The organism is Kluyvera huaxiensis (assembly GCF_040149365.1).
In the GTDB taxonomy this organism is placed as follows: Bacteria; Pseudomonadota; Gammaproteobacteria; order Enterobacterales; family Enterobacteriaceae; genus Kluyvera; species Kluyvera intermedia_A.
Genome location: NZ_JBEFLV010000002.1, coordinates 271682 through 293937, shown reverse-complemented (window position 1 = coordinate 293937; position 22256 = coordinate 271682). Strand labels below are relative to the sequence as shown.

The window sequence follows — 22256 nt, the reverse complement described above, 5'->3', positions numbered from 1 at the left end:
TATTATCAGAGAGGCAAAATCTGCGCCAGGCACGCGACCACGCCAGCGGGATTTTCCCGGTGCGCGTTGTGCCCGGCATCACGAATAATGCGGCAAGGGAGCGAGAGTTCCTCCGCGATGGCGCGAAACTTAGCGTCACGCTCACCGCAGAGATACCAGAAAGGTGTATGGCAACGACGCAGCGCCGGACGCAGATCGTCCTGCACCGCCAGCGACGTCGCCAGCAGCATCGTGGCCAGAGAGCCGCCGTCGTTAGCCTGACGCAGCATTACCAGCGCATCACGCTGAGCCGCCGTCAGGCTGGAAAATACCGGCTGTTGATACCAGTCATGGAACACGTCCGCCAGCGGCTGAGTGGCAAAGCGCTGCGCCCAAAGTTGGTCGCTGTGCAGACGTTGCTGACGTGCGCTGGCATCCGTCAACCCAGGGTGAGCCCCTTCGACAATTACCCCTGCCAGGCCTTCTGGCCGCGAGCAGCAGGCGTAATACATTGCAATCCGTCCGCCCAGCGAGTATCCCACCAGCCAGTAATTGAGTATGTTGTAACTAAGCAGCGTTGCTTTGAGCATTTCTGCCACGCCGTCAAAGCCGTCAACCCGCAGAGAGGAAGATCCGCCGTGTCCGGGCAGGTCGACATACAGCCGGTTGGCGCGGGGAAATGCCTCGCCGACCGGCTGCCATTCGCGATGATCGCCAGAAAAACCGTGCAGGAAAACCAACCATGGCTGCGTCGGCTCTCCGCGTTCGGCGACGGCGTGCAAAATCATAGCTGGCTGACCTGCGCCAGAAGATGCTGCAAGGTTTGCGCGCCGTCGGTGTCGTTCACCACCAGTTCAATCACCGTGGTCGCCGGTGTGCACCACGCGGTGCTCAGCGCTGACTCCAGCGCGTCCCAATCCTGCGGCTGCTGGTAGCGTAAGCCAAACATCTTTGCCGCATGTTCAAAATGCACGTTCTGCGGCATGGCGTAAAAGCGTTCACGCTCAGATACCGGGGTTGGCAGCAGGGAGAAAATCTGCCCGCCGTTGTTGTTGACGATAATCAGCACCATCGGCGCCGAGACCTGACGCAGCAGCGCCAGCGCGTTGAGATCGTACAACGCAGAGAGATCGCCGACGATAGCCAGAGTCGGCCGGGCGCTGGCACGCTGCACGCCCGCCGCGGTCGAGATCAGCCCGTCAATACCGCTGGCACCGCGGTTGCTGTATACCGGATAACCCGCAGGAAGTTGACCCAGCGCGTCAATCAGGCGGACCACCAGGCTGTTGCCAACGAAAAGCTGCCCCTGATCCGGCAGGTAGCGGCGAATACGGTGCGCCAGCTGCGCTTCACCAAAGTGGTCGCTCTGCTCGGCCACCGTTTGCCAGGCCTGCTCGGCAAGAGTGGGAATGATTTTGGCCCACGGGGTGCGTTTCTCCGCCGGGTGTTGCTCCAACCAGCGGTCAATATGGCACACCAGTCGGCGTCCGCGATGATGCGCCGGGTCAAGGCGACCGGGGAGATTATCCACCAGCCAGTATTCATCGGGCTCACATGACGACTGCCATTGCAGCACCCGTTTGCCGGTTAAGCTGCTGCCGAGCTGCACCACAATCTGCGCCTGCTCCAGTTCGCTTATCGCGGCGGGATTCCCTAACCACAAATCAGCGCACGGCAGCGGCTGCCCGGTTTGCGAAAGCACATCGCCAATCAGCGGCCAGCCTAGCGTTTTCGCCCAGTCGGCAACCTGTTTGCCCTCTTCCGCACTCATGCGCCCGGCAACCACCACGCCGCGCTTCTGTCGCCAGAAGAACCAGTCACGCTGTGCGGCGCTCTCCTGATGCAGCGCTTCGCGCAGCCAGGGTTTATCGCTCTGCCACCAGTCGCCCAGCGCCTGCTGCCAGCTTAAACCGGTCTCATCCATATCGCCGTACAGCGGTTCAGCAAACGGGCAGTTGATGTGTACACCGCCGCTGTGAAGGGAACCTAATGCGCCATCCACCACCGAGACCAGCCAGCGAGCCGGAATGTCATGGCTTGGGCGCGGCAGCGATACGGTTTGTGAGGGATGAGAAGCAAACATGCCCGGCTGGCGAATGGCCTGGTTCGCCCCGCAGTCAATCAGCTCCGGCGGGCGATCCGCAGTCAGTAGAATAATTTTTTCACCGGTTAAACCCGCTTCAATCAGCGCGGGATAAAGATTGGCGACAGCCGTACCGGACGTGACAATCACCGCCACCGGCTGCTGGCTGACTTTGGCCAACCCTAATGCCAGGTGCCCCAGACCGCGCTCGTCGAAATGGGTGTGGTGAATAAAAGTGCGATTCTCCGCCGCCGCCAGGGTAAGTGGCGTCGAACGTGATCCCGGCGCAATGCAGATATGCCGCACGCCGTGACGGGTTAATGCTTCAAGGATCACCGCCGCCCAGCGTCGGTTAAATGCGCTTACTGACATGAAATTGTCCGGTATCAAATATTGCGGCTCAGTATAAGTTCTACGAAAGAGTAGGATCTTGATATGAGTCGATAATGTTTTATTCAGAGAACAGTAATGAACGGAGTCCCGCCGCTTTGTTTTCGATTTCCTGCCATTCCTGTTCGGGATCGGAGCCTTCCACGATACCGGCGCCGGCATACAGCCGTAGCGTATTACCTTCGACCATCGCCGAGCGCAGCGTGACGCAAAACTCGCTCTGACGACGGGAGAGAATTCCAGCCGACCCGGCATACCATTGCCGGGTAAAGGGTTCTTCGCGTTCGATAAAGTCCAGCGCCGCCGCTCTGGGCAGCCCCGCCACCGCCGCGGTAGGCTGCAATTGCAGCAAACAGCGCGTGTCATCCGCCGTATCCAGTTCGGCCTGAATACGGCGACGCAGATGCTGGACCTTGCGTAGGCGCACAATTTCAGCCGGTAACACATCCAGCGTTTGCGTCATGCCCTGCAGGCGCTGACAAATATCGTCCACCACCAGGCCGTTTTCACGCTGATTTTTATCATCTGCCATCAACCAGTTGCCTAAACGCTGCGCGGTGGCGTCATCATCATGCCCGGCCACGGTGCCAGCCAGCGCTTCGGTATCAAGCTGAAGTCCGCGCCGACGCCATAAACGCTCCGGCGAGGAGCCGAGAAATGTCCGCTGGGCATCAAAGGCCATATAGAAATGATAGCAAGAGAAATTGACCCGGCGGCTTGCAGCCATGAGTGCACCGGCGTTAGGCGCACTGGCGAAAATAAGATCCGTTGCCCGTGCCAGCACCACTTTACTGAATTCGCCGCTGCGAATCGCCTGCGTGGCCTGAGTAATCAGTCGGCACCAGCCCGCTTTGTCAGGACGATTAATTTCGCCTTCCTGCTGCAAGGTGAGTTCGGTCGAGGAGTGCTGTGCAGAGAGTGCGACCAGGCATTGACGGGCGTGTTCAGCATCTTGTTGTAGCGACGTGGCGCTCCACAAATTCAGCCTAAGTACCGCGCGCCCTGCTTCCCGTCGCCAGGTCAGTCGCGGCAAAAACAGCATGCCGTGCTGCGGGTCAAAGGCATTGACGCCGCACAGTCGAATATCGTCGCGTTCCTGCGTCGCCAGAAAATCGTTGGCCTGCGCCAGCGACGAGAAGGTTTTCACCGCGCCAATGGCGGCTATTTCTTCGGAGCCGCTGCGCTGCTGCCAGTAAAACTGCGGCCACAACGACTGGGCGGTCAGCCAGGCCAGCGGGTCGAAAGCATCGCTTAAAGGGAATGAGACTTCAAAAATTCGCGTACCGGGCAATGCTGGAAAATCGTCTGTCAGATGCCCTGACAGGCTCTGCAACGCCGCTAATATCGATCGCACGCGAACCTCCCTATCATAAAAACCACATAGTATACGGGGTACTAAGGATAAAAAGCAGTACCCACGATGAGGGAGCGAAGGACTAATAAGGCAATATCGCACTGAAAAACAACGCTCTTTGCCTTTACTATAGACGCTAATAATTCGGGTTGCCGGATGGCGGCAAGGATAATTATTAGGGGGCTACGCGCTTAGGCTTGCTGAGCCTCGCGCGCCATCCCAACATGCGCTATGCCGTCTTCGTCATAAACGTCGGTCACGGTAACAAAACCGAAATGGGCATAGAAACCGCTAAGATGCGCCTGCGCACCGAGATAAACGGCGCGGTTTGGCCAACGCTGCTGGCAGGTAGCAAGTGCGCGTTCCATCAACTGATAGCCCAGCCGTTCACCGCGCACCGCGGGGCTGACGATCACCCGACCAATTGTCACCGGTTCAACCTCTTCTTCACTGACCAGAATACGGGCGTAGGCCACCAGCGTATCGCCCTGCCAGCCGAGAATATGGCGATTCTCACCGAGCAGATCGTCGCCATCGATATCGAGATAGATACAGGTCTGTTCGACCACGAAGACTTCGCTACGCAGCTTCAGCAGGGCGTACAGTTCCGGGACGGTGAGTTCAGAATGGTGCAAATCTTGCCAGCGAATCATGGTAGGCTCCTTAGACCTTTTTTACCGCCAGGGGCGCGGCACTATGCAATTGACGTTTTTAGGCACATCCGCGGGCGTGCCAACCCGAACCCGCAACGTAACAGCAATGCTGCTGCATCTGCAACATCCGACGCAGCCGGGGCTGTGGCTTTTTGACTGTGGCGAAGGTACCCAGCACCAGTTGCTGAACACCGCGTTTCATCCGGGAAAAATCGAGCGTATTTTTATTAGCCATTTACACGGCGACCATTTGTTTGGCCTGCCGGGTTTAATCTGTAGCCGTTCCATGGCGGGCAACGTCCAGCCGCTGACGATTTACGGCCCAAAAGGGATCAAAGAATATGTCGAAACCAGCCTGCGGCTAAGCGGTTCATGGACCGACTTCCCGCTGGAGATCGTTGAAATTAGTCGCGGCGCTATCCTTGATGACGGCCTGCGTACGGTCACGGCTTATCCGCTAAATCATCCGGTGGAGTGCTACGGTTATCGTGTCGAAGAGCACGACAAACCCGGCGCGCTCGATGGCAAACGACTGATTGCCGCCGGCGTCCCGTTCGGCCCGCTATTTCAGCGGCTCAAAGCCGGTGAGTCCGTCACGCTGGCCGATGGGCGTACGATTGATGGTAAAGACTTTATCGCCCCGGCAACGCCCGGCAAAAAGATCGCCATTTTTGGTGATACCGCCCCCTGCGAGTCCGCGCTGGAATTGGCCCGCGATGTCGATTTGATGGTGCATGAAGTCACCCTCGAAGCGGCGATGGCAGAAAAAGCCAACGGTCGCGGCCACTCATCAACCGAGCAGACCGCCCTGCTGGCGCGGGCCGCCAACGCTAAACGACTTATCGTCACCCACGTCAGCTCACGCTACGATGCTGAAGGCTGTCGCCGACTGCTGGCCGAATGCCGCAACTATTTCCCGGAATGCGAACTGGCGGAGGATTTTGCCACCTTCACGCTGGCATAACGTTTTGCCCTTTGGTGCCGATAACTCTGCTATCGAGATTACGCTTTACCACGCTGAGGGCACCATGGATAACTTCCAGAAAGAGATCGACGACCGGGCTAACCTGACGCTGTCCAACCGTTTTGAGCTGTTGCTCTTCCGGCTGGGCGCAGCGTCACAGAGTGACGCCTCCGAGCTTTACGGCATTAACGTCTTTAAGCTGCGGGAAATTGTCCCGATGCCGAGCTTCACCCGCCCTGCCGGAATTAAACCGCCGCTGATGGGGATGGTGAACATTCGTGACCAGATAATCCCGGTTATCGATCTCGCCGCCGTGGCGGGCTGTACGCCTAAAAACGGGCTGAATATTTTACTTATCACCGAGTATGCCCGGAGCGTGCAGGCGTTTGCCGTCGAGTCCGTTGAGAACATTACCCGTCTGGACTGGACGCAAATCCATACCGCTGAAAAAGCGGTGAACGGTAAATACATCACCAGCATCGCCTGCCTCGACGAGCACGTGGAGAGCAACAATCTGGCGATGGTTATCGATGTGGAACAGATTCTCTACGACATCACGCCAGCCAACCATGACCTGCACGCCAAAGAGCTGAGCCCGCGCAAATTCAATATCAAACCGGGCGCGACGGCCATCGTTGCCGAAGACTCCAAAGTGGCGCGCGCCATGCTGGAAAAAGGGCTGAAAGCAATGGATATCCCGGCGCAGCTGCATGTGACCGGTAAAGAGGCGTGGGAGAAAATCGAACTGCTGGCCGAGGAAGCCGCGAAGGAAGGTATTCCGGTGAGCGATAAAATCGCGCTGGTGCTGACCGATCTCGAAATGCCGGAGATGGATGGCTTCACCCTCACCCGCAAGATCAAAACCGATCCGCGGCTGAAGAATATTCCGGTGGTGATCCACTCATCTTTGTCGGGGAACGCCAATGAAGATCATATCCGTAAAGTGAATGCCGACGGCTATGTTGCCAAATTCGAGATTAACGAACTGGCGTCGGTTATCGAGCAGGTGCTAAATAAGGCCAGCACCAAAGGAGCCGGCCCGCTGCACGCGGTGCGGTAATTAGCAAAGAGAAAGCCGCCAGGATACATGCTGCGATTGACCTGGCGGTAAATTGGTAATGTAGCCATTAAATAAAGGCAACGAGATGTCGGTTGTTCTCCAGTTAGCCAATTCGCTTGTTATCAACCGTCTGCATCATCCATAAATAAATCAGATTCAATTGCGCTATCTTATTTTTAATTGACTGTTCTACGCTGCCATTGATAAGCAGTGGTGACCAGATGGTTAAGTGCGGGGAGACCGGCATCGCGCGGACAACATGGCGACCATCTTTTTTAACCAATGTCACAGCCTGTGTATTTCGTTTTTGATAATCATGTTTTTCATCCAGGCATCCCCGAGCCTCAACTAAAATTGAACACCAACACTCTGGCGTCAACTCGCCGAGAGGAAATATTTTCCCGCCAATATATTTCTCTTTGATTTCAGGTCTGGATGCAACTTGCCATGCATCTCGAGAAAACGTCATAAAAATGGCTTCAGGATTATCTAATTGCGGAATGACATTCAGTAATTCAGGGTTGGATAATTCAGCCTCGATCAATCGGGCTATCGGCCAATCCTTATACATCATCCCTTCAAGATTCACGCCAACACGAATATTACCCGTTTGGGTATTGACAGAAATATTCCACTGCACGCCTTCATGCCCATCGCTCATACCAAAGAAGGGTTTATTGAGCTGACCAAAAGCCCTGCCCTTTACCCCTAGCGTTTCGCAGAATGACTGCAGCAAATCGGCGTACTCAACCGAGTGATGTCTGGAATGAGCGGAATGACTGTTCTTCATTTTAGATTTGGGTTTACTCTCAGAAACGACCGCAGAGTCATAGTCACTTATCAGTGTTATATCATCTTGCACATCAAGAATGGACATCGCTGCTTTATAAGCATCATCGGCGTTGAGATTAAAAAACTCGCGCCTTTTTTGGCGTAATGGACTCAATTTATGATGAAGCAGTTTTTCAAATTTCTTACAGTCATTAACGGCCATACTGTAAGCGACGGCCCAAATAAAATCCCCGGTTGAACTTTTATTTATTTCCTGACATCGGGCGATAGGGTTTCTGGAGGTCATGCCAATTTTACAAACAGGCAAGTCAATATCTGAGACTTCCAGTATATATACATAGCCATTCAATTCTTCAGTCATATTCATCTGTCTGCCGTACGCCAGTCTATTTTTGCATTATGCTGCGATGAAAACGCATAAGCAATTATCATCGCATCCACGCAAAAATCTGTTCGCCTCAATGGTTAAGTTAGCGCCCCTTTGCCGATGGGGGACTAAGTTCATCACCCTGTCACCCGGCCTCCAGCATGCCGAAGCTGACTATCCGCGAGCGCCCCAGCTCTTTCGCGCGATAGAGCGCTACGTCGGCAGCGCGCAGCAGGTTATCGCTCTGCACATGCTGCGGATAGCTGGCCACGCCGATAGAGACATCAACGTGCCCCACATCCACCCCGCCAAAGCGTAGCGGCATCTCGCGCACGCCGTTGAAGATAACCGACGCACAGCGATTAGCGGCCTCTTCATCCATATTGGCCAGCAGAACCAGAAACTCTTCGCCCCCGTAGCGGAAGGCGATGCCGCCTTCACGGACCACGCGTTGAATAATGGCGGCGACGCTTTTGATAACCCCATCGCCCACTTCATGGCCGAAACGGTCGTTGATGTTTTTGAAGTGATCAATGTCGATCATCAAGCAGCTTATTGGTTGTTTATTACGGATTGCCTCGCTCATCTGAGTACCCATAATGTCTTCCAGGTGATGACGGTTACGCAGACCGGTCAGCGGATCGTAAAGCGCTTTTTCCAGCAGGGCATCACGCAGACGCTGGTTGGCTAACGCCAGCCCAAGCGCCTCGGCCATCAACTCCAGATAGCCGCGAAAAGAAGCAGTTTCTTCGTTGATATTCTGGAATGACAGTAGACCGATGGCCTCGCCCTGAGCAATGAGCGGTACACACAGGGTATCTTTCTGACACGACTCTGGCAGGTGATAACAGATGATATCCGGCTCACCGTGCTCCGGGGGATGGCCCTGTCCACGCCGCACCGCCCAGCATTCGTCCGGATGGAATGGCTCATCACTGCCTTGCGGTGAAAGCCACTGGGCAACGCAGCGCATCTGCCAGGGTTCTCTATCAAGAATATAGAGCCGCCCGGCAACGCCTGGAGCGATATTCGGCGCGAAAAGCTCTGCCACATTAATAACATCGGCAAAGTTTTCGCATCCCTGCAAACGCTGGGTCATACGCGCCAACAGTTCACGTATCGCCCAGTTGGCGTCGCGCTCTCTCTCCAGCTGCTGTCGCGCTAAACCATTCTCACGGAAAATACGGATGGCCTGCGCCATATCGCCGATTTCATCAATCTGGTTAAAATTAGGCGTTTCAACAGCGTAATCCTGCGAAGCCAGGCGATGAACCACATCGCTCAGGCGGACCACCGGGCGCAGTACGCGGCGCTTTAAAATAAAACCCATGACGAACAAAAAGAGCAGCGCGGTCAACCCGACCATCACTTCAGACAGGGTGCGTAACGTACGAGAAGCGTTGGTTGCATCGATAATGGCGTCACGCGCACGGTTGTCCAGCATCTGGCGGAAATGGTCTATCCGTTCCTGTACACGCTCCAGCTCCTGTTCATAGACTTTTCCATAGAGCAGCGCTACCGCCTCTTTATCTTCTCCCCGCGCGACGCTTTCGAACGCTGTTTTCTGCTCATCCAGCAATTCATCGGCAATCTGCAGCCCTTCATGCAGCAGCGTCAGCTCCTCCTGGGTGGCACCAGAATCTTTCAGTTTCGATAACCGATATTCTACTTTTTTCTGGGACGCAGCTTTCTGCTGATAATCATTCAACACATCGGGATCTTTCGCCAAAACGTACAGGCGAGCCAGGTCAGATAGCTCCCAGGCATCCGTTTCTACTTCACTGGTAAGCTGATCGAAAACCTGCCGCTGCTCTACCGCCTGGCGTTCGGTATTATCTGCGTTGGACGCCATCACCATGACGATGCCGGAGATAATCGTCAGGCATACCGTCGCGCTATAGGCCCAGTTCGTGATTGTGGCTATTCGCACCTGTTGATTCCTTCTGCGACAGATAATAAATAAGCATTACTGAAATTATAGGAAATGCATGATTTCGCGTAAAAATAAAAAGGCGGCCCCAAGGCCGCCTTCTGTTATCGTCTTCTTACTATAAATCTGGAGGGTTTTTCCCTTCCTCAATAAACTCTTCGTCCAGCCCTTCCACGTTCCCAGCGTGGTCGCGTCCGGAAAACAGATTCCAGCAAGCAAGAAATAGCGCCGCAATCAGTGGGCCTATCACGAAGCCGTTGATACCATATATTTCCATGCCGCCGAGGGTCGTAATCAGAATGAGATAGTCCGGCATTTTGGTGTCTTTCCCCACCAGCAGCGGACGCAAAATATTGTCCACCAGCCCGACGATAATCACGAAGAAGCCGACAATAAACAGCCCTTGCCACACCTGCTGCGTGGCAAAAAGGAAAATGGCCGCAGGTACCCAGATAATCGCCGAGCCGACAGCAGGCACCAGTGAGAGAAACGCCATCAACGCACCCCACAAAACGCTGCCGTCGATACCGACAATCGCGAAGGCGATGCCGCCGAGCGTGCCTTGAACGACCGCAACCACCGCCGTACCTTTTACCGTCGCACGCGTCACGCCGACAAATTTGGCGAACAGATGCTGTTTGGCAAAATCAGAAAGCGGCAGTGAATCCAGAATCTGGCGCACCAGAAACGGCCCGTCTTTGAGCAGGAAGAACAGCAGATACAGCATGATGCCGAAGCTTATCGCAAAGCCGAAGGTCCCCTTGCCGATAAGAAAGGCGCTGCCCGCCAGGTACTGTCCACCCTGTAAGGCAAATTCCGAGAGTTTTTTCTGGATCTGCGCGGCATTATCCAGATTGTGCTCCACCAGAAATCCTTTGGCCCATCCCGGAAGATGAGAAAAAATACTGGCGACCACTTCAGGAAACTGGGTGTTGTTCTGCTGCAGTTTGGTATCGACCACGCTCAACTCAAGCGCCAGCGAGGACAAAATCACCATTAAAGGAATAAAAACAATCAGGCAGATAATGCCGATGGTGAGCAATGATGCCAGCCCATTACGGTCGCCCAGCGCGCTGCGCAGCTTATTTTTAACCGGGTTAAAGACCACGGTTAATACCGCAGCCCACAAAATAGCGGAGAAATAAGGAGAGAGAACATCAAAGAATGCCCAGGTGACGAGGGCAAGAATAAAAATGAAAAAGCCTTTGGCCAGTCCGTTAAAGCGCATTGGTGGATCCTGTAGCGTGGAAACTGTCTCGACTATAGAGGCGTTTAGCCGGATTTACCAACCAGGACACTGACTTTAAACCCAAATGACCATTTTTCCGGATATTTCACCCTCGCCATCAATTCCCGGGAATATCCCCCATGCCGCTACGATAATTTCTGGCTTTGCCGACTTTGCCGATAAATAGCCAGTGCGGGCAGCGTATGGATAAGTAGCATACGGACCAGATGATTGGCCATGACAAATCCCGCATCGGCCTTTAGCATCAGAGCGGCAAAGGACATGGTTTCGACGCTGCCGGGAGCCCAGGAGAGCAGCAATAAATAGAAGGGATAATCCACCAGCAAAGAGGCCATCCAGGCCATCAGCACGGTGATACCCAGCCCTATCGCAGTAAGCTGGAGCGAAGACCACAGGTGGCGGCCAAATTCATGTAATGAAAAAAGGGTGAAATGATGGCCTAGCAGCATCCCCATCAGCACCATGCTCAGCTGATTGAGGACATCCGGGAAATAGAGCGTTTCTGCGGCCAACGGATGCAGCGCGGCGGCGCAAAACAGCGAGGTCAGCATAAACGGCGCGGGGAAATGATAGCGCTCAAGCAGCTTTCCCAACGCATAGCCTGCGGCAACAATCGCGGTCAGCCACAGCAAATTATTCACGGAGTAAAAAGCGGCTGGAGCCGGTTCTAAACTACCTTCCGCGCCACCACGTGAAATAAAGCCAGCCAGTAGAGTCAGCACAATCAGCCGCAATGAATGTGAAATCACAATTTTTTGCGGCGGCGTTTTGATATGCGAGGCCAGGGCCAGCACCGCGGCCATCGCCCCCGGAACGGCGCCCAGCAGGGCCTCGTCTTTACTCCAGCCTAATTTTCGCTGACACCAGAAATAACAGAGCGTGAATTGTAACGATAAACAGAGCAGCAAGAGGCCGAAAAACAGTCCAATCTCCAGCCCTTCGCTAAAGGAAAAATGGCGCATTAACAGCCCAATCGATGTTCCCAGCGAGAGCTGTATCAAGGTAATGCTACCGGATAGCGTTGGCACTGTGCCAACGAAGCGCGTGAGCAGAAAAACCGTCATCAGCGAACCAAACATCATGCCAAGTGGAATATGGCACAGGACAAAAACCTGACCAACCAGGATGCATAAGATGAAGCTTAACAGCCATTTCATATGAGACCCCGATGAATTCGACCGATCACGATTTCAGCTCGCTGCACAGTTAATACAGATTAGCGTAGTGCTGATAGAATAAAACGGGCTATGTATTTATCGCCCGGTTATTCATCCGCTGGCGTTATTGGCTTATTTTACGTAATTCAGTGACGGGTACACCGCCGATCCCCCAGTTATCGGTTTCAACCTCATCAATCACCACAATCGTGGTATTAGGATTTTTATTCAGAACATCAACCAATAATTGGGTGACGCCGGCCATGAGCCGTTTTTTCTGCTCATCCGTTGCGCCTTCTTTGGTAATTTTTATATTGACATAAGGCATGTTCATTTCTCCTGTAGGGTAGAGGTGGTCGTTGTTTTGCTCAATATTAAAATGCGCAGATGCGGTTATGATTTTGTTTTTCGGTATTGTAAATGGCTAATACCCGCCGCGATAAATAATGCCCCCGCGCCGAGTAGCGTCGGCCCGGTAAGACTCTGCCCGCGGCTGTCAAATACGCTAACCATCAGCGGCCCGGCAATTTGCCCCACGCCATAGGTTAAGGTCACAAGGCCGAGCAGATTCACTTTTTGCGGTGCGTTGAGTTTTTTCGCCAGCGGCATCACCAGTGAGCTGGTGCCCATAAATGTCGCGCCAAAGCCGATACAGCCTAGCGTGAGCAGAATAGAAGAATGGGTCATCGCCGCCAGCACCACGCAGCAGGCCTGGACAATCAGATTAATACTCAGGCACGGCAGGAGCTTCCATTTACCGGCAGCCCATAGCCAGCCGTAGCAGCCGGGAATCACCGCCAGACCCACAACCGACCAAATATGTTCGGCGATAAAGGTCTCCCCCAATCCTTTTGCCATCACCGGCAAATAGGTGGCGACAATAATATAGCCAAACCCAGCCAGGCCATATAACAGGGCCAGTAGCCACCATTGAATACTGTTGTCAGCTTTTACTGACTGGGCCATCGCCTTGGGAATATGGGCATCGCGGGGTAATAAAATCCACATGACCGTCAGCAATACGCCTGAAATAAAGGAAGCCCCTAGCCAAAGCATTTTTGCACTCAGCAGATGCGCGACGCCGGCGATGACATATTCATTACCGATAAAAATCCCGACGCCAACCCCGGAAAATAACGAGGCAACCACCGCAGGATGATGGCTGTGCTGGAGAACCAGCATGGCGCCAAATATCATCATTCCCGCACTCGCCACGCCGGCGAGGAATCGAATGAGGATGACCACTTCAGGTATCGTGACGACCGCCATCAATAAAATCAGCAGCCCGGTGATGAGCGCAACCGCCAACAGCATGCTCTTGAGATGGGCCAGACGATTAAAAACGCCAAACGAAAACAGCAGGCTGCCGAAAAGATATCCCGCATAGTTGGCGCTCGCAATCAGCGACAGTTGCGAAAAGGTAAAAAGCCCTTCATGCAACATAACGGGCAGCATCGGCGTATAGAGAAAACGTCCAATCCCCATCCCCAGCGTCAATACGACCATGCCAAATACCGCAGTACGGATTTGGTGACACCGCGCGTCTTTGTGATCAGGCTCCATTTTTAGCACTCAATCCGGCAATTAACTTGATTGTTATCTTACATGAGCAAATGATTATAAAAAGTTAATAAAACAGACCAGATCGTTCACTTTGAGTAACCGTCACAATGAACAGTACCGCGCTTAACTTATTCAAAACGGTAGCAGAAACGGGCTCGATATCCGCAGCAGCCCGGCAGCTTCACTGCGTATCATCCAACGTCACGACCCGTCTTAAACAGCTGGAGACCAGTCTCGACGTCTCGCTGTTCATTCGCGAGAAAAACCGTCTGCACATCACGCCAGAGGGCCAACTTCTGCTGCGTTATGCCAACAAAATCATGGCGCTACTGGAAGAAGCCCAGCTCTCGATGCAGGGAACAAAGGCCGCGGGTCCACTGCGAATTGGCGCCATGGAGACGACGGCAGCGATTCGCTTGCCGCCATTGCTGGCCAGTTTTCACCGCGAAATGCCCGCCGTCGAGCTGAATTTAAAGACCTCGCCGACGGAACTGCTGATGCAACAGGTGAGCAATAACGAACTGGATGTCGCTTTTGTTGCCGACCACCAAAAGCTGCATGATGAAAATTCCTCACTACAATCACAGATCTTATGCCAGGAGACGCTGGTGTTGGTGACGGCGGCCGAGCATCCGGCGGTCACTCAGGGTACCGACCTTCAGGTGACAAAACCGTTGGTGTTTGTGAAAGGCTGTAATTATCGTTCCCGCCTGGAGCAATGGCTTGAATCGCTGGGAGTGGAACATTCAACGCCACTTGAATTTGGTTCATTTCAGGCGATTCTTGGCTGCGTAAGCGCAGGCATGGGGATTGCGCTGCTGCCCGAAAGCGTCGTCCGGCAATATGAGGGCAATTTCAGCATACGCAGCCATGCGATTTCTCCGCAGATTGGTAACGTGAATACGATGGTCGTCTGGCGCAAGAACCGTGAGATAAGCCCGGTGATCAACTGTTTTATCTCGTTTATGACCGCTGAACAAGCGCGCAGCGCATAACGTACGCGGACTGAACGCCGCTCCCGGTCATCTCCCTGCAAAAAATAAATAGCCTGATGAAAAACATCAGGCTATTTTATTAATCAAATATTCTTTATACCGACAACGAGTTAATGTTCTCAGTGATTATATTTGTTTCGTATCGATATCAAGCTTACATTTAAAGAATATAATAAAGTCCCGACAGTGTACCGTCGCAGTGCTGGTCACCAGCACATTTTTTGTCGATGGCTGCACGGGAATTCTTACCTGTTTTGACGCGCCAATATTCACGCAACCCTGTAATAATGTCGTGAGAACCAAGAGTACATAACCTATTTTTTTCATTATAAACCTCTTAATATCTCATTTCGCTTAACTTTATATTCATCAGCGCTGATAAGCTGTTTCTTTTTTAACCCATCCAGTTCAGTCAGTCGCGATGAAGCACTGTCTTTAGCTGTAGTGGCGGTTGATGTCGCCTTTGCTAATGGAGCAGTTGCTATCGTGGAGTCAACGCCACCGACAGGTGTCATCTCAACGTTAAGACGGCAGGTAATGATAAAGAAAATATCCTTACATCGTGCAGACGCGTTGGTATCTACAACAATATGATCAACCCCAGGTTGTGGAATAACCTCAATCGTTTTCGTTGTTGAAACAGTCGCGCATCCTGCTAATAACAATGGTAATAACAATAGCGTCAAATATCGCATAGAGTCCTCATTATAATAATTTTGCTGGCTACTTTACGTCAAAATGCCCCCAAACCTTAAAGGTAAAGGCTTAAATGAAAACTATTAACAGCGATAACATCGCGATTAAAAGAGAGCAATGAGATATTTTACCGAGCAATTAACGCAGCATAAATTAAACATTTTCGACTATCGTATGTTGATCTACGTCACATTTATAGTTGTCAGCAATGATTTACCAAGCATTCATATGCCGTATCAATATTTGATGAGTAAAAACGCGATTGCGTAGACGCATTCGCATGATACAGTATTATGAAACATAGTTTCATTCAGACATTATCTCTAACAAAGACCCCTTATCACCATGAAAACGAATAATAAAAAAGGGCACGCTTTTCACTTTAGTGCTTTCCGCCACCTCTTTTTTGCGCGCCTGCTGACCGTACTCGGCAACGGTATTGCCCCCATCGCGCTGGCGTTTGCGGTACTGGATATCGGCGGGTCGGTCTCCGACCTCGGGATTGTCGTCGCCTCCCGCTCTCTGTTCAACGTGGCCTTTTTGCTCATAGGCGGCGTATTGGCCGACCGCTACTCGCGCAGCCGCGTGCTGGTTTCCTCTTCGCTGGTTGCCGCAATCTCACAGGCCATCGTGGCGTGGTTAGTTCTTGAGGGTTCCGCAACGGTCATGAGCCTGGCCCTGCTGGGTACGCTGAACGGCGCCGCTGCGGGTATTGCGTTACCGGCCTCCTCGGCGCTGGTTCCTCAAACGGTTCCCGCGCAGAATCTGCGTCAAGCCAATGCGCTTATCCAACTGGGTATTTATAGCGGTACGGTCATCGGCGCGTCGCTTGGCGGGATCCTGATAGCTGCCGTTGGCCCCGGCTGGGGTCTGGCGATTGATGCTCTCGGCTTTGCATTCGCCGCACCGCTGTATCGGTTGATTCGCGTGGCAGCCATCAAAGTGGATGAATCACAAAGCAATATCCTGCTGGATTTAAAAGAGGGCTGGAAAGAGTTCGCCAGCCGGGCGTGGGTATGGTCGATTGTCGTCCAGTTCACCATTATCAATGCGGCGTTCAGCGGTATTGTGATGGTGCTGGGGCCGGTGATTGCCGACGCCTCTTTTGGCCGCGCCAGCTGGGGCATAATCATTGCGGCACAAAGCGTTGGCCTGATTGTGGGCTCGTTCCTTGCCCTGCGCTGGCGCCCTCGGCGCGATCTGTTTATCGGCGCTATGTTGGTTGCACTGTGCGCTGTCCCTATCTTCCTGCTAAGCCAACCGGCATCAGCGCCGTGGCTGGTTGCCGCCTTTTTCACGGCTGGCGTCGCCTTTGGCCTTTTTGGTGTCTCGTGGGCTCACTCGCTGCAAACCCATATCCCGCCCGAAAAACTGGCCCGCGTTTATGCCTATGATGCGGTCGGCTCGTTTGTGGCGATCCCCTTTGGTGAACTGGTTGCCGGACCGCTGGCCGCGCGTTTTGGCACCAGCGATGTGCTGCTGGTTGCCGCGTTGGCTGTCGTTGTCGCCACCGCCGGCGTGGGTCTGGTTCCCGCCATCAGGCGCCTCGATAACGCCGCGCAGAGTAAACCGCACGCCGTGTAATCCTACGTCCGTTTGTCTCCCCCACTCCGGCGCCCATTCCTCGGGCCCGGAGATTTAGCGCCCCACCAAAAGCGATCATGAAGATCACTCATGTTGTTATGAAATTAAGTCGCTTTCCCTCATCCGGCGGCTCTGGCATAAATTAACTCATCTTAACTTATCAGCAACATGAACGCTGCTAGATGGCAACCCAGAGTTTTCTGGTGAGACCAGAAACAGGCACAATCTTCATGTCAGAACTCAGGATGCCAAGAGCGATGAATAAAGAATTTACCTTCACTATTTCCAGCAGTATTTTCGACGAGAATTATAACCCTTCGGAAAATACGCGTATTACCACCAACTTCGCCAACCTGGCTCGGGGAGAAAACCGTCAGGAAAACTTACGCAATACGCTGGCGATGATTGATAACCGCTTTAATACGCTGGCGCATTGGGATAACCCAAAAAGCGATCGTTATTCCGTCGAACTTGAAATTATTTCAGTGGAGATGAATATTGATGACCAGGCTGATACCTTCCCGGCCATTGAAATTCTGAAAACCAATATTATCGATAACAAGACTCACGAGCGTTTCGAAGGGATTGTCGGCAATAATTTCTCGTCTTACGTCCGCGATTATGATTTCAGCGTATTGCTGTTGGATCATAATAAGCAGCAGGCGCAATTTAGCATCCCTGAGAACTTTGGCGATTTGCACGGCAATATCTTCAAGCATTTCGTCAACTCTGCTGAATACCAGCAAAGCTTTAGTAAAGCACCGGTCATCTGCCTGAGCGTGTCGAATAAAAACACCTATCAGCGCACCGGCAACCAGCACCCGGTTTTAGGTTTTGAATACCAGCAAAATGGCACCTCTTTGACGGAAACCTATTTCGGCAAGATGGGGCTAAAGGTGCGCTATTTCATGCCGCAGAACAGCGTCGCGCCGCTGGCATTCTTCTTCACCGGTGATTTGCTCAGCGATTACACCAGCCTTGAGCTGATTGCGACCATCAGCACGATGGAGACGTTCCAGAAGATTTATCGTCCTGAAATTTATAATGCCAACTCGGCCGCCGGGCTGTGTTACCAACCGAACCTGAATAACCAGGATCACTCTTTAACCAAGATTGTTTACGATCGCGATGAGCGTAGCCGGTTAGCGATTGAGCAAGGGAAGTTTACAGAAGAGAACTTCATCAAACCATACAAGAACATTCTTGAGCAATGGTCTGCTAACTACGCTTTTTAATTAATTCGCCAGATAAGGTCATCTATTATGAAAACATTGCTTCCGACGTCTACTGCTGGCAGCCTGCCGAAACCATCCTGGCTCGCGCAGCCGGAGACGCTGTGGTCCCCGTGGAAATTGCAGAACGAGGAATTAATCGAAGGCAAACAGGATGCGCTGCGTTTATCTCTGGCAGAGCAACAGCTGGCCGGTATTGATATCGTTAGCGACGGCGAGCAAACTCGCCAGCACTTCGTCACCACCTTTATTGAACACTTAAACGGCGTAGACTTTGAAAAGCGCGAGACCGTGCGCATTCGTAACCGTTACGATGCCAGCGTCCCAACGGTTGTCGGTGCCGTCGAGCGTCAAAAACCGGTGTTTGTTGAAGATGCGAAATTCCTGCGTCAGCTCACCCAGCAGCCGATTAAATGGGCGCTGCCGGGGCCGATGACCATGATCGACACGCTGTATGATAACCACTACAAAAGCCGCGAAAAGCTGGCCTGGGAATTCGCCAAAATTCTTAACCAGGAAGCGAGAGAATTAGAGGCTGCGGGTGTCGATATTATCCAGTTCGACGAACCGGCCTTTAACGTTTTCTTTGATGAGGTCAATGACTGGGGTATCGCCACGTTAGAGCGCGCCATTGAAGGGCTGAAGTGTGAAACCGCAGTACATATTTGCTACGGCTACGGCATTAAAGCCAATACCGACTGGAAGAAAACGCTGGGTTCGGAGTGGCGTCAGTATGAAGAGGCCTTCCCGAAGCTGCAGCAATCGAACATCGATATTATCTCGCTGGAATGCCATAACTCCCGCGTGCCGATGGATCTGCTGGAGCTTATCCGCGGTAAAAAAGTGATGGTGGGTGCCATCGACGTTGCCAGCAACACCGTTGAGACGGCGGAAGAAGTGGCCGATACGCTGCGTAAAGCGCTGCAGTTTGTCGATGCCGATAAGCTCTATCCGTCAACCAACTGCGGCATGGCTCCGCTGGCGCGTCAGGTTGCGCGCGGCAAACTGAATGCCTTAAGCGCAGGCGCTGAGATTATTCGTCGGGAAATTCTGGCGAAATAACGCGGCGCATCGGCCGGATATTCTGAGGCTACGCTTTCGATCTCAGGCGATCACACTCATCGCCTGAGATCGGCAAAACATCATTTTCTGTTAGTCGATGGTCACACCAACCACTTTGCGGCTATCCACATCCTGGTTGAGAAAGGCATTAAATCCGGCCTTCTGCCACGTCACACCGTCTTTACCCACTCGCGTCCATCCCTGTTTGGTCATCACCTTAATTGCTTGAGCGAGATCCTTATCGCGAACCTGCGGCAATATTTTCGCCTGCACCGCTCGTGCGGCCTCCGGGTCCGCTTTCCCGTGGCGCTGACTCGCTTGTGGTTGTGCGGCAGCCTGATTCTGCGCTTTTGACTTATGGATATCGCAGCCATTGCCGTCGGTTAGCTGCGTACAGCCCGAACGTTCAAGCTGGGCACGATAGGCTTCGCTGATAGCGTGCGCCGGAAGTGCGGTAAACCCCGCCAACGCGGCGGCCGCAAGGATGGTCATCGCGATCGTTTTTTCATTGTGGAACCCTGTCTTCATCTCGTTTGACGCGGGGAGAAGCATCAAGCATAACTCCCCCACGTAGCGTTTATTGCCACCGCATTATCCCTGACGGTTGACCTTGCCTGAACTGAGCGTCATTTCAGGCCCTGTAATATGGAGGATGCGGCATCGTTGATACGTTGACGTCTATCAAGAATAGATGACACATTCCGCACGATTCAAATGAGTCAACGCTAAATCTGATTATTCCTGCCCGGCAGAAATTGCGGTAACGTAGCTCACCGCTTCCATTTTGGCTCACCCGTATGCCCACGACTGAAACATTCCTGACCTTCCTCGTCGCCTTAGCCCTGCTGGAAATCTCGCCAGGCCCCGACATGATGCTCACCATCGCGCGTGGCATTGGTCAGGGGCGACGGATCGCACTGCTGACCGTGCTAGGCAACGTCTTTATTGCAGGCACGATTCAGGTTTCGTTTCTGGTCTTCGGCCTGGTCGCCGCCGTCCATGCCTGGCCGCTGGCGCTGGATGTCCTCCGCTGGGTGGGTGCCGCCTACCTGATATGGCTCGGCGTCAAGATGCTCGCGACCTCAGGGGCCAACACCCGGATTGGCAAAACCGTCAAAATATCAGGCCGAAGAGCGGTTAAGGAAGGGGCGATTAACAGCCTGACTAACCCCAAATCACTGCTGTTCATGTTCGCCTTTCTCCCACAGTTTGTAGACCCGGCCGTCGGCCCTATCTGGCTACAGCTGCTTATTCTTGGCAGCATTCAAAAACTGGCCGGCATCCTTTCACTAGGATCAGTCGCCCTCGCCTCAGGCACCTTCGGCAACTGGCTTAGTCAGCATCCGGGCTTTTTAAAATGGCAGGAGCGATTCACCGGCGTGGTGATGATTGGGCTGGGCATTCGCATGCTGTTTAGCGGCGGTATGCCGCAAAGATCAGTGGAATAAGGGGAAGTCTGCGGCCCAGCATTCAGGTTGCGCTTTCTCCCAGGCACTCGCGCATACAGTCGATAAAGATTTTCATTGCCGGGCTGACGGTTCTGTCGGCATGGTAGGCGCAAAGCGCGGTAATGGTCGGCGGATTGGAAGAAAAAGGCAGCGCTTTAAGTTCACCGGATTCAAGTTCCCGCATTACGCTGAAATAAGGCAGGAAGGAAACCCCGAGATTACTGGCCACGCATCGCTTAATGCTCTCAATGCTCCAAAGCTCAATGGTGTTCTCTAAGGTTATTTTTCGCTCACGCAGCGAGGATTCGAATATTTGCCGGAAGATGCACTGTGGCTCATTGATAATAAAGCTGACCGGAATATGCTGCTCTGCCCTGGTAAAATCAACATCTTCGAGCTGCGGAGAGGCAACCAGCACTAACTCCTGCTGGCCAAAATATTCCATGTGAAGCGCATCGTCATGCCCTACCCGATAAAAAACGCCCAAATCAGTGTTATCGGCAAGCAGGGAATCCCGGATGGAATAACAGTTTACTGACTGTAGAGACAACCGAACTTTTGGCGCTTTAATACGAAACAATCTCAGTACTTCCGGCATTTTATAAGCCAGTAGCGTCTCCCCGACCATTATCCGTAATTCTCCCGCGATCTCTTCCTCACTGGCAGAGATCTCACGGATCCCTTCCAGCACGCGCGTTAACTCCCTCACTTTTGGCAGCAGTAGTTTTCCCGCCGGCGTCAGCACCATACGACGGCCGACTTTTTCGAATACCGGGTATGAGAGTTCTTGTTCCAGCTGTTGGATCTGGAAGGTGACGGTGGATTGCGTACAGCACAGCTTGCGGGCAGCCTGCGCAAAAGACCCCTCTTCCACAATCGTTTTAAAGGTGATGAAACGCCGCAAATCCATAAAGCCACTCCGCATCAAACCCATCGAAAAATTGAAAGTCAGATATCAAAAACATTCGCTTTTTTGAATATATATCGCTGGCTAATATGCGCTGACAACAAGGAGAATGCAAGTGACACCAACAATAATCAGTGGCTTTCTCACCTATACATTAATCACTGCGCTGACCCCCGGCCCTAACAATATTCTGGCGCTAAGTTCAGTGAACCAACATGGTTTTCGCCGCAGTTTGCGCGTGCTGGCAGGAATGAGCGCTGGCTTTTTGGTGCTCATGCTCGTCTGTGGCATTTTCACCTATACGCTTATCAGCGTACTTCCGTCACTCACCAACTGGCTAGTATGGATTGGCGCGGCCTATATTTTGTGGCTAGCGTGGAAGATAGCCAATAGCTCACCGGCCGCTGATGACAGCAGCGAAAGGCCCCTGAGTTTTTGGTTGAGCTTCTGGCTTCAATTTGCCAACGTGAAAATTATTCTGTACGGCATTACGGCGCTATCCGCCTTCGTGCTGCCGTATACGCAGAATATTCTCTCCGTGACCGCAGTCAGTGTTCTGCTCGCCGTTATTGGCTGTCTGGGAAATCTGGTGTGGGCATTAGCCGGCCATCTGTTCCAGTCGATTTTTCGCCAATATGGTCGGCTGGTTAATCGGGTGCTGGCCCTGTTACTGATTTACTGTGCCGTCAGGATGTTTTTCTAATGACTGATTCATAATACAAACCCGTCTATTCTCGTCAACCGCCCCTTCGCCCATAAAAAAACCGCCGTTCAATCGGCGGTTTTTTCTT

The 22256-nt window shown here is 52.9% G+C and carries 21 protein-coding genes; 8 read left to right on the top strand and 13 right to left on the bottom strand.

The annotated features are described in order from the left end of the window. Positions 1–5: 5 nt before the first annotated feature. The 4 genes from menH to ABOC97_RS03535 all read right to left on the bottom strand — a co-directional run bounded on the left by menH (position 6) and on the right by ABOC97_RS03535 (position 4459). Positions 6–767 (bottom strand): 2-succinyl-6-hydroxy-2,4-cyclohexadiene-1-carboxylate synthase, encoded by a 762-nt coding sequence (menH, locus tag ABOC97_RS03550; RefSeq protein WP_349594145.1) that lies wholly within the window; start codon positions 765–767, stop codon positions 6–8. Then, on the bottom strand, positions 764–2434 hold the full coding sequence (gene menD, locus ABOC97_RS03545) for a 2-succinyl-5-enolpyruvyl-6-hydroxy-3-cyclohexene-1-carboxylic-acid synthase (protein ID WP_349594142.1): 1671 nt from the start codon (positions 2432–2434) through the stop codon (positions 764–766). Before menD ends, menH begins: the two co-directional genes overlap by 4 nt. A 79-nt stretch (positions 2435–2513) precedes the next feature. Beyond that, positions 2514–3806: an isochorismate synthase MenF gene (gene menF, locus ABOC97_RS03540; protein ID WP_349594139.1), complete on the bottom strand. Its 1293-nt coding sequence runs from the start codon at positions 3804–3806 to the stop codon at positions 2514–2516. A gap of 191 nt (positions 3807–3997) precedes the next feature. Further along, positions 3998–4459 carry a GNAT family N-acetyltransferase gene (locus ABOC97_RS03535; protein WP_349594135.1) on the bottom strand — a complete coding sequence of 154 codons (462 nt, stop codon included), beginning with the start codon at positions 4457–4459 and terminating at the stop codon, positions 3998–4000. Positions 4460–4502: 43 nt separating this feature from the next. Between ABOC97_RS03535 and rnz the strand changes: the two genes are divergently transcribed. Both rnz and ABOC97_RS03525 read left to right on the top strand, forming a co-directional pair. After that, positions 4503–5423: a ribonuclease Z gene (rnz, locus tag ABOC97_RS03530; protein ID WP_349594133.1), complete on the top strand. Its 921-nt coding sequence runs from the start codon at positions 4503–4505 to the stop codon at positions 5421–5423. A 64-nt stretch (positions 5424–5487) separates the two neighbouring features. After that, positions 5488–6483, top strand: coding sequence for a chemotaxis protein (locus ABOC97_RS03525; RefSeq protein ID WP_349594328.1), 996 nt, complete (start codon positions 5488–5490; stop codon positions 6481–6483). 103 nt (positions 6484–6586) lie between these two features. Here the strand turns inward: ABOC97_RS03525 and ABOC97_RS03520 are convergent, their stop codons facing one another. From ABOC97_RS03520 to ABOC97_RS03495, 6 genes are all read right to left on the bottom strand, one after another. Continuing rightward, positions 6587–7642, bottom strand: a complete 1056-nt coding sequence (locus ABOC97_RS03520) for a GIY-YIG nuclease family protein (RefSeq protein ID WP_349594130.1) — start codon at positions 7640–7642, stop codon at positions 6587–6589. A 145-nt stretch (positions 7643–7787) separates the two neighbouring features. After that, positions 7788–9572 (bottom strand): diguanylate cyclase, encoded by a 1785-nt coding sequence (locus tag ABOC97_RS03515; protein WP_349594127.1) that lies wholly within the window; start codon positions 9570–9572, stop codon positions 7788–7790. 118 nt (positions 9573–9690) lie between these two features. Further along, the gene (locus tag ABOC97_RS03510; protein WP_349594124.1) at positions 9691–10800 is read right to left on the bottom strand and encodes an AI-2E family transporter; all 1110 of its coding nucleotides are present in this window, start codon (positions 10798–10800) and stop codon (positions 9691–9693) included. Positions 10801–10946: 146 nt separating this feature from the next. Next, positions 10947–11978: an AbrB family transcriptional regulator gene (locus ABOC97_RS03505; RefSeq protein ID WP_349594121.1), complete on the bottom strand. Its 1032-nt coding sequence runs from the start codon at positions 11976–11978 to the stop codon at positions 10947–10949. Between the two features lie 124 nt (positions 11979–12102). Beyond that, a complete protein-coding gene (locus tag ABOC97_RS03500; protein ID WP_234502588.1) occupies positions 12103–12306 on the bottom strand; it encodes a tautomerase family protein in 204 nt (67 codons plus the stop codon). Between the two features lie 65 nt (positions 12307–12371). Then, positions 12372–13541, bottom strand: a complete 1170-nt coding sequence (locus ABOC97_RS03495; protein ID WP_349594118.1) for an MFS transporter — start codon at positions 13539–13541, stop codon at positions 12372–12374. Positions 13542–13648: 107 nt separating this feature from the next. On the opposite strand from ABOC97_RS03495, the gene ABOC97_RS03490 reads away from it, so the two are divergent. Further along, positions 13649–14536 (top strand): LysR family transcriptional regulator, encoded by an 888-nt coding sequence (locus ABOC97_RS03490; protein WP_349594114.1) that lies wholly within the window; start codon positions 13649–13651, stop codon positions 14534–14536. A 326-nt stretch (positions 14537–14862) separates the two neighbouring features. On the opposite strand, the gene ABOC97_RS03485 is transcribed toward ABOC97_RS03490, so the two are convergent. Beyond that, positions 14863–15231, bottom strand: a complete 369-nt coding sequence (locus ABOC97_RS03485; RefSeq protein ID WP_349594111.1) for a hypothetical protein — start codon at positions 15229–15231, stop codon at positions 14863–14865. 346 nt (positions 15232–15577) lie between these two features. Here ABOC97_RS03485 and ABOC97_RS03480 point away from each other — a divergent pair, with 346 nt between their 5' ends. From ABOC97_RS03480 to ABOC97_RS03470, 3 genes are all read left to right on the top strand, one after another. Next, positions 15578–16816: an MFS transporter gene (locus ABOC97_RS03480; RefSeq protein WP_349594108.1), complete on the top strand. Its 1239-nt coding sequence runs from the start codon at positions 15578–15580 to the stop codon at positions 16814–16816. Positions 16817–17073: 257 nt separating this feature from the next. Then, the gene (locus tag ABOC97_RS03475; protein WP_349594105.1) at positions 17074–18051 is read left to right on the top strand and encodes a DUF1852 domain-containing protein; all 978 of its coding nucleotides are present in this window, start codon (positions 17074–17076) and stop codon (positions 18049–18051) included. Positions 18052–18078: 27 nt separating this feature from the next. Further along, entirely contained in the window at positions 18079–19110 is a 1032-nt protein-coding gene (locus ABOC97_RS03470; RefSeq protein WP_349594102.1) for a methionine synthase, read from the top strand. A 90-nt stretch (positions 19111–19200) separates the two neighbouring features. Here ABOC97_RS03470 and ABOC97_RS03465 read toward each other — a convergent pair whose 3' ends face one another. Continuing rightward, positions 19201–19602 carry a hypothetical protein gene (locus tag ABOC97_RS03465; protein WP_349594099.1) on the bottom strand — a complete coding sequence of 134 codons (402 nt, stop codon included), beginning with the start codon at positions 19600–19602 and terminating at the stop codon, positions 19201–19203. Positions 19603–19907: 305 nt separating this feature from the next. On the opposite strand from ABOC97_RS03465, the gene ABOC97_RS03460 reads away from it, so the two are divergent. Next, on the top strand, positions 19908–20558 hold the full coding sequence (locus ABOC97_RS03460) for a LysE family translocator (RefSeq protein ID WP_349594096.1): 651 nt from the start codon (positions 19908–19910) through the stop codon (positions 20556–20558). Between the two features lie 22 nt (positions 20559–20580). Here the strand turns inward: ABOC97_RS03460 and ABOC97_RS03455 are convergent, their stop codons facing one another. After that, entirely contained in the window at positions 20581–21468 is an 888-nt protein-coding gene (locus tag ABOC97_RS03455) for a LysR family transcriptional regulator (RefSeq protein WP_349594093.1), read from the bottom strand. A 112-nt stretch (positions 21469–21580) separates the two neighbouring features. Between ABOC97_RS03455 and eamB the strand changes: the two genes are divergently transcribed. After that, positions 21581–22168, top strand: a complete 588-nt coding sequence (eamB, locus tag ABOC97_RS03450) for a cysteine/O-acetylserine transporter (RefSeq protein ID WP_061284093.1) — start codon at positions 21581–21583, stop codon at positions 22166–22168. Positions 22169–22256 lie beyond the last annotated feature (88 nt).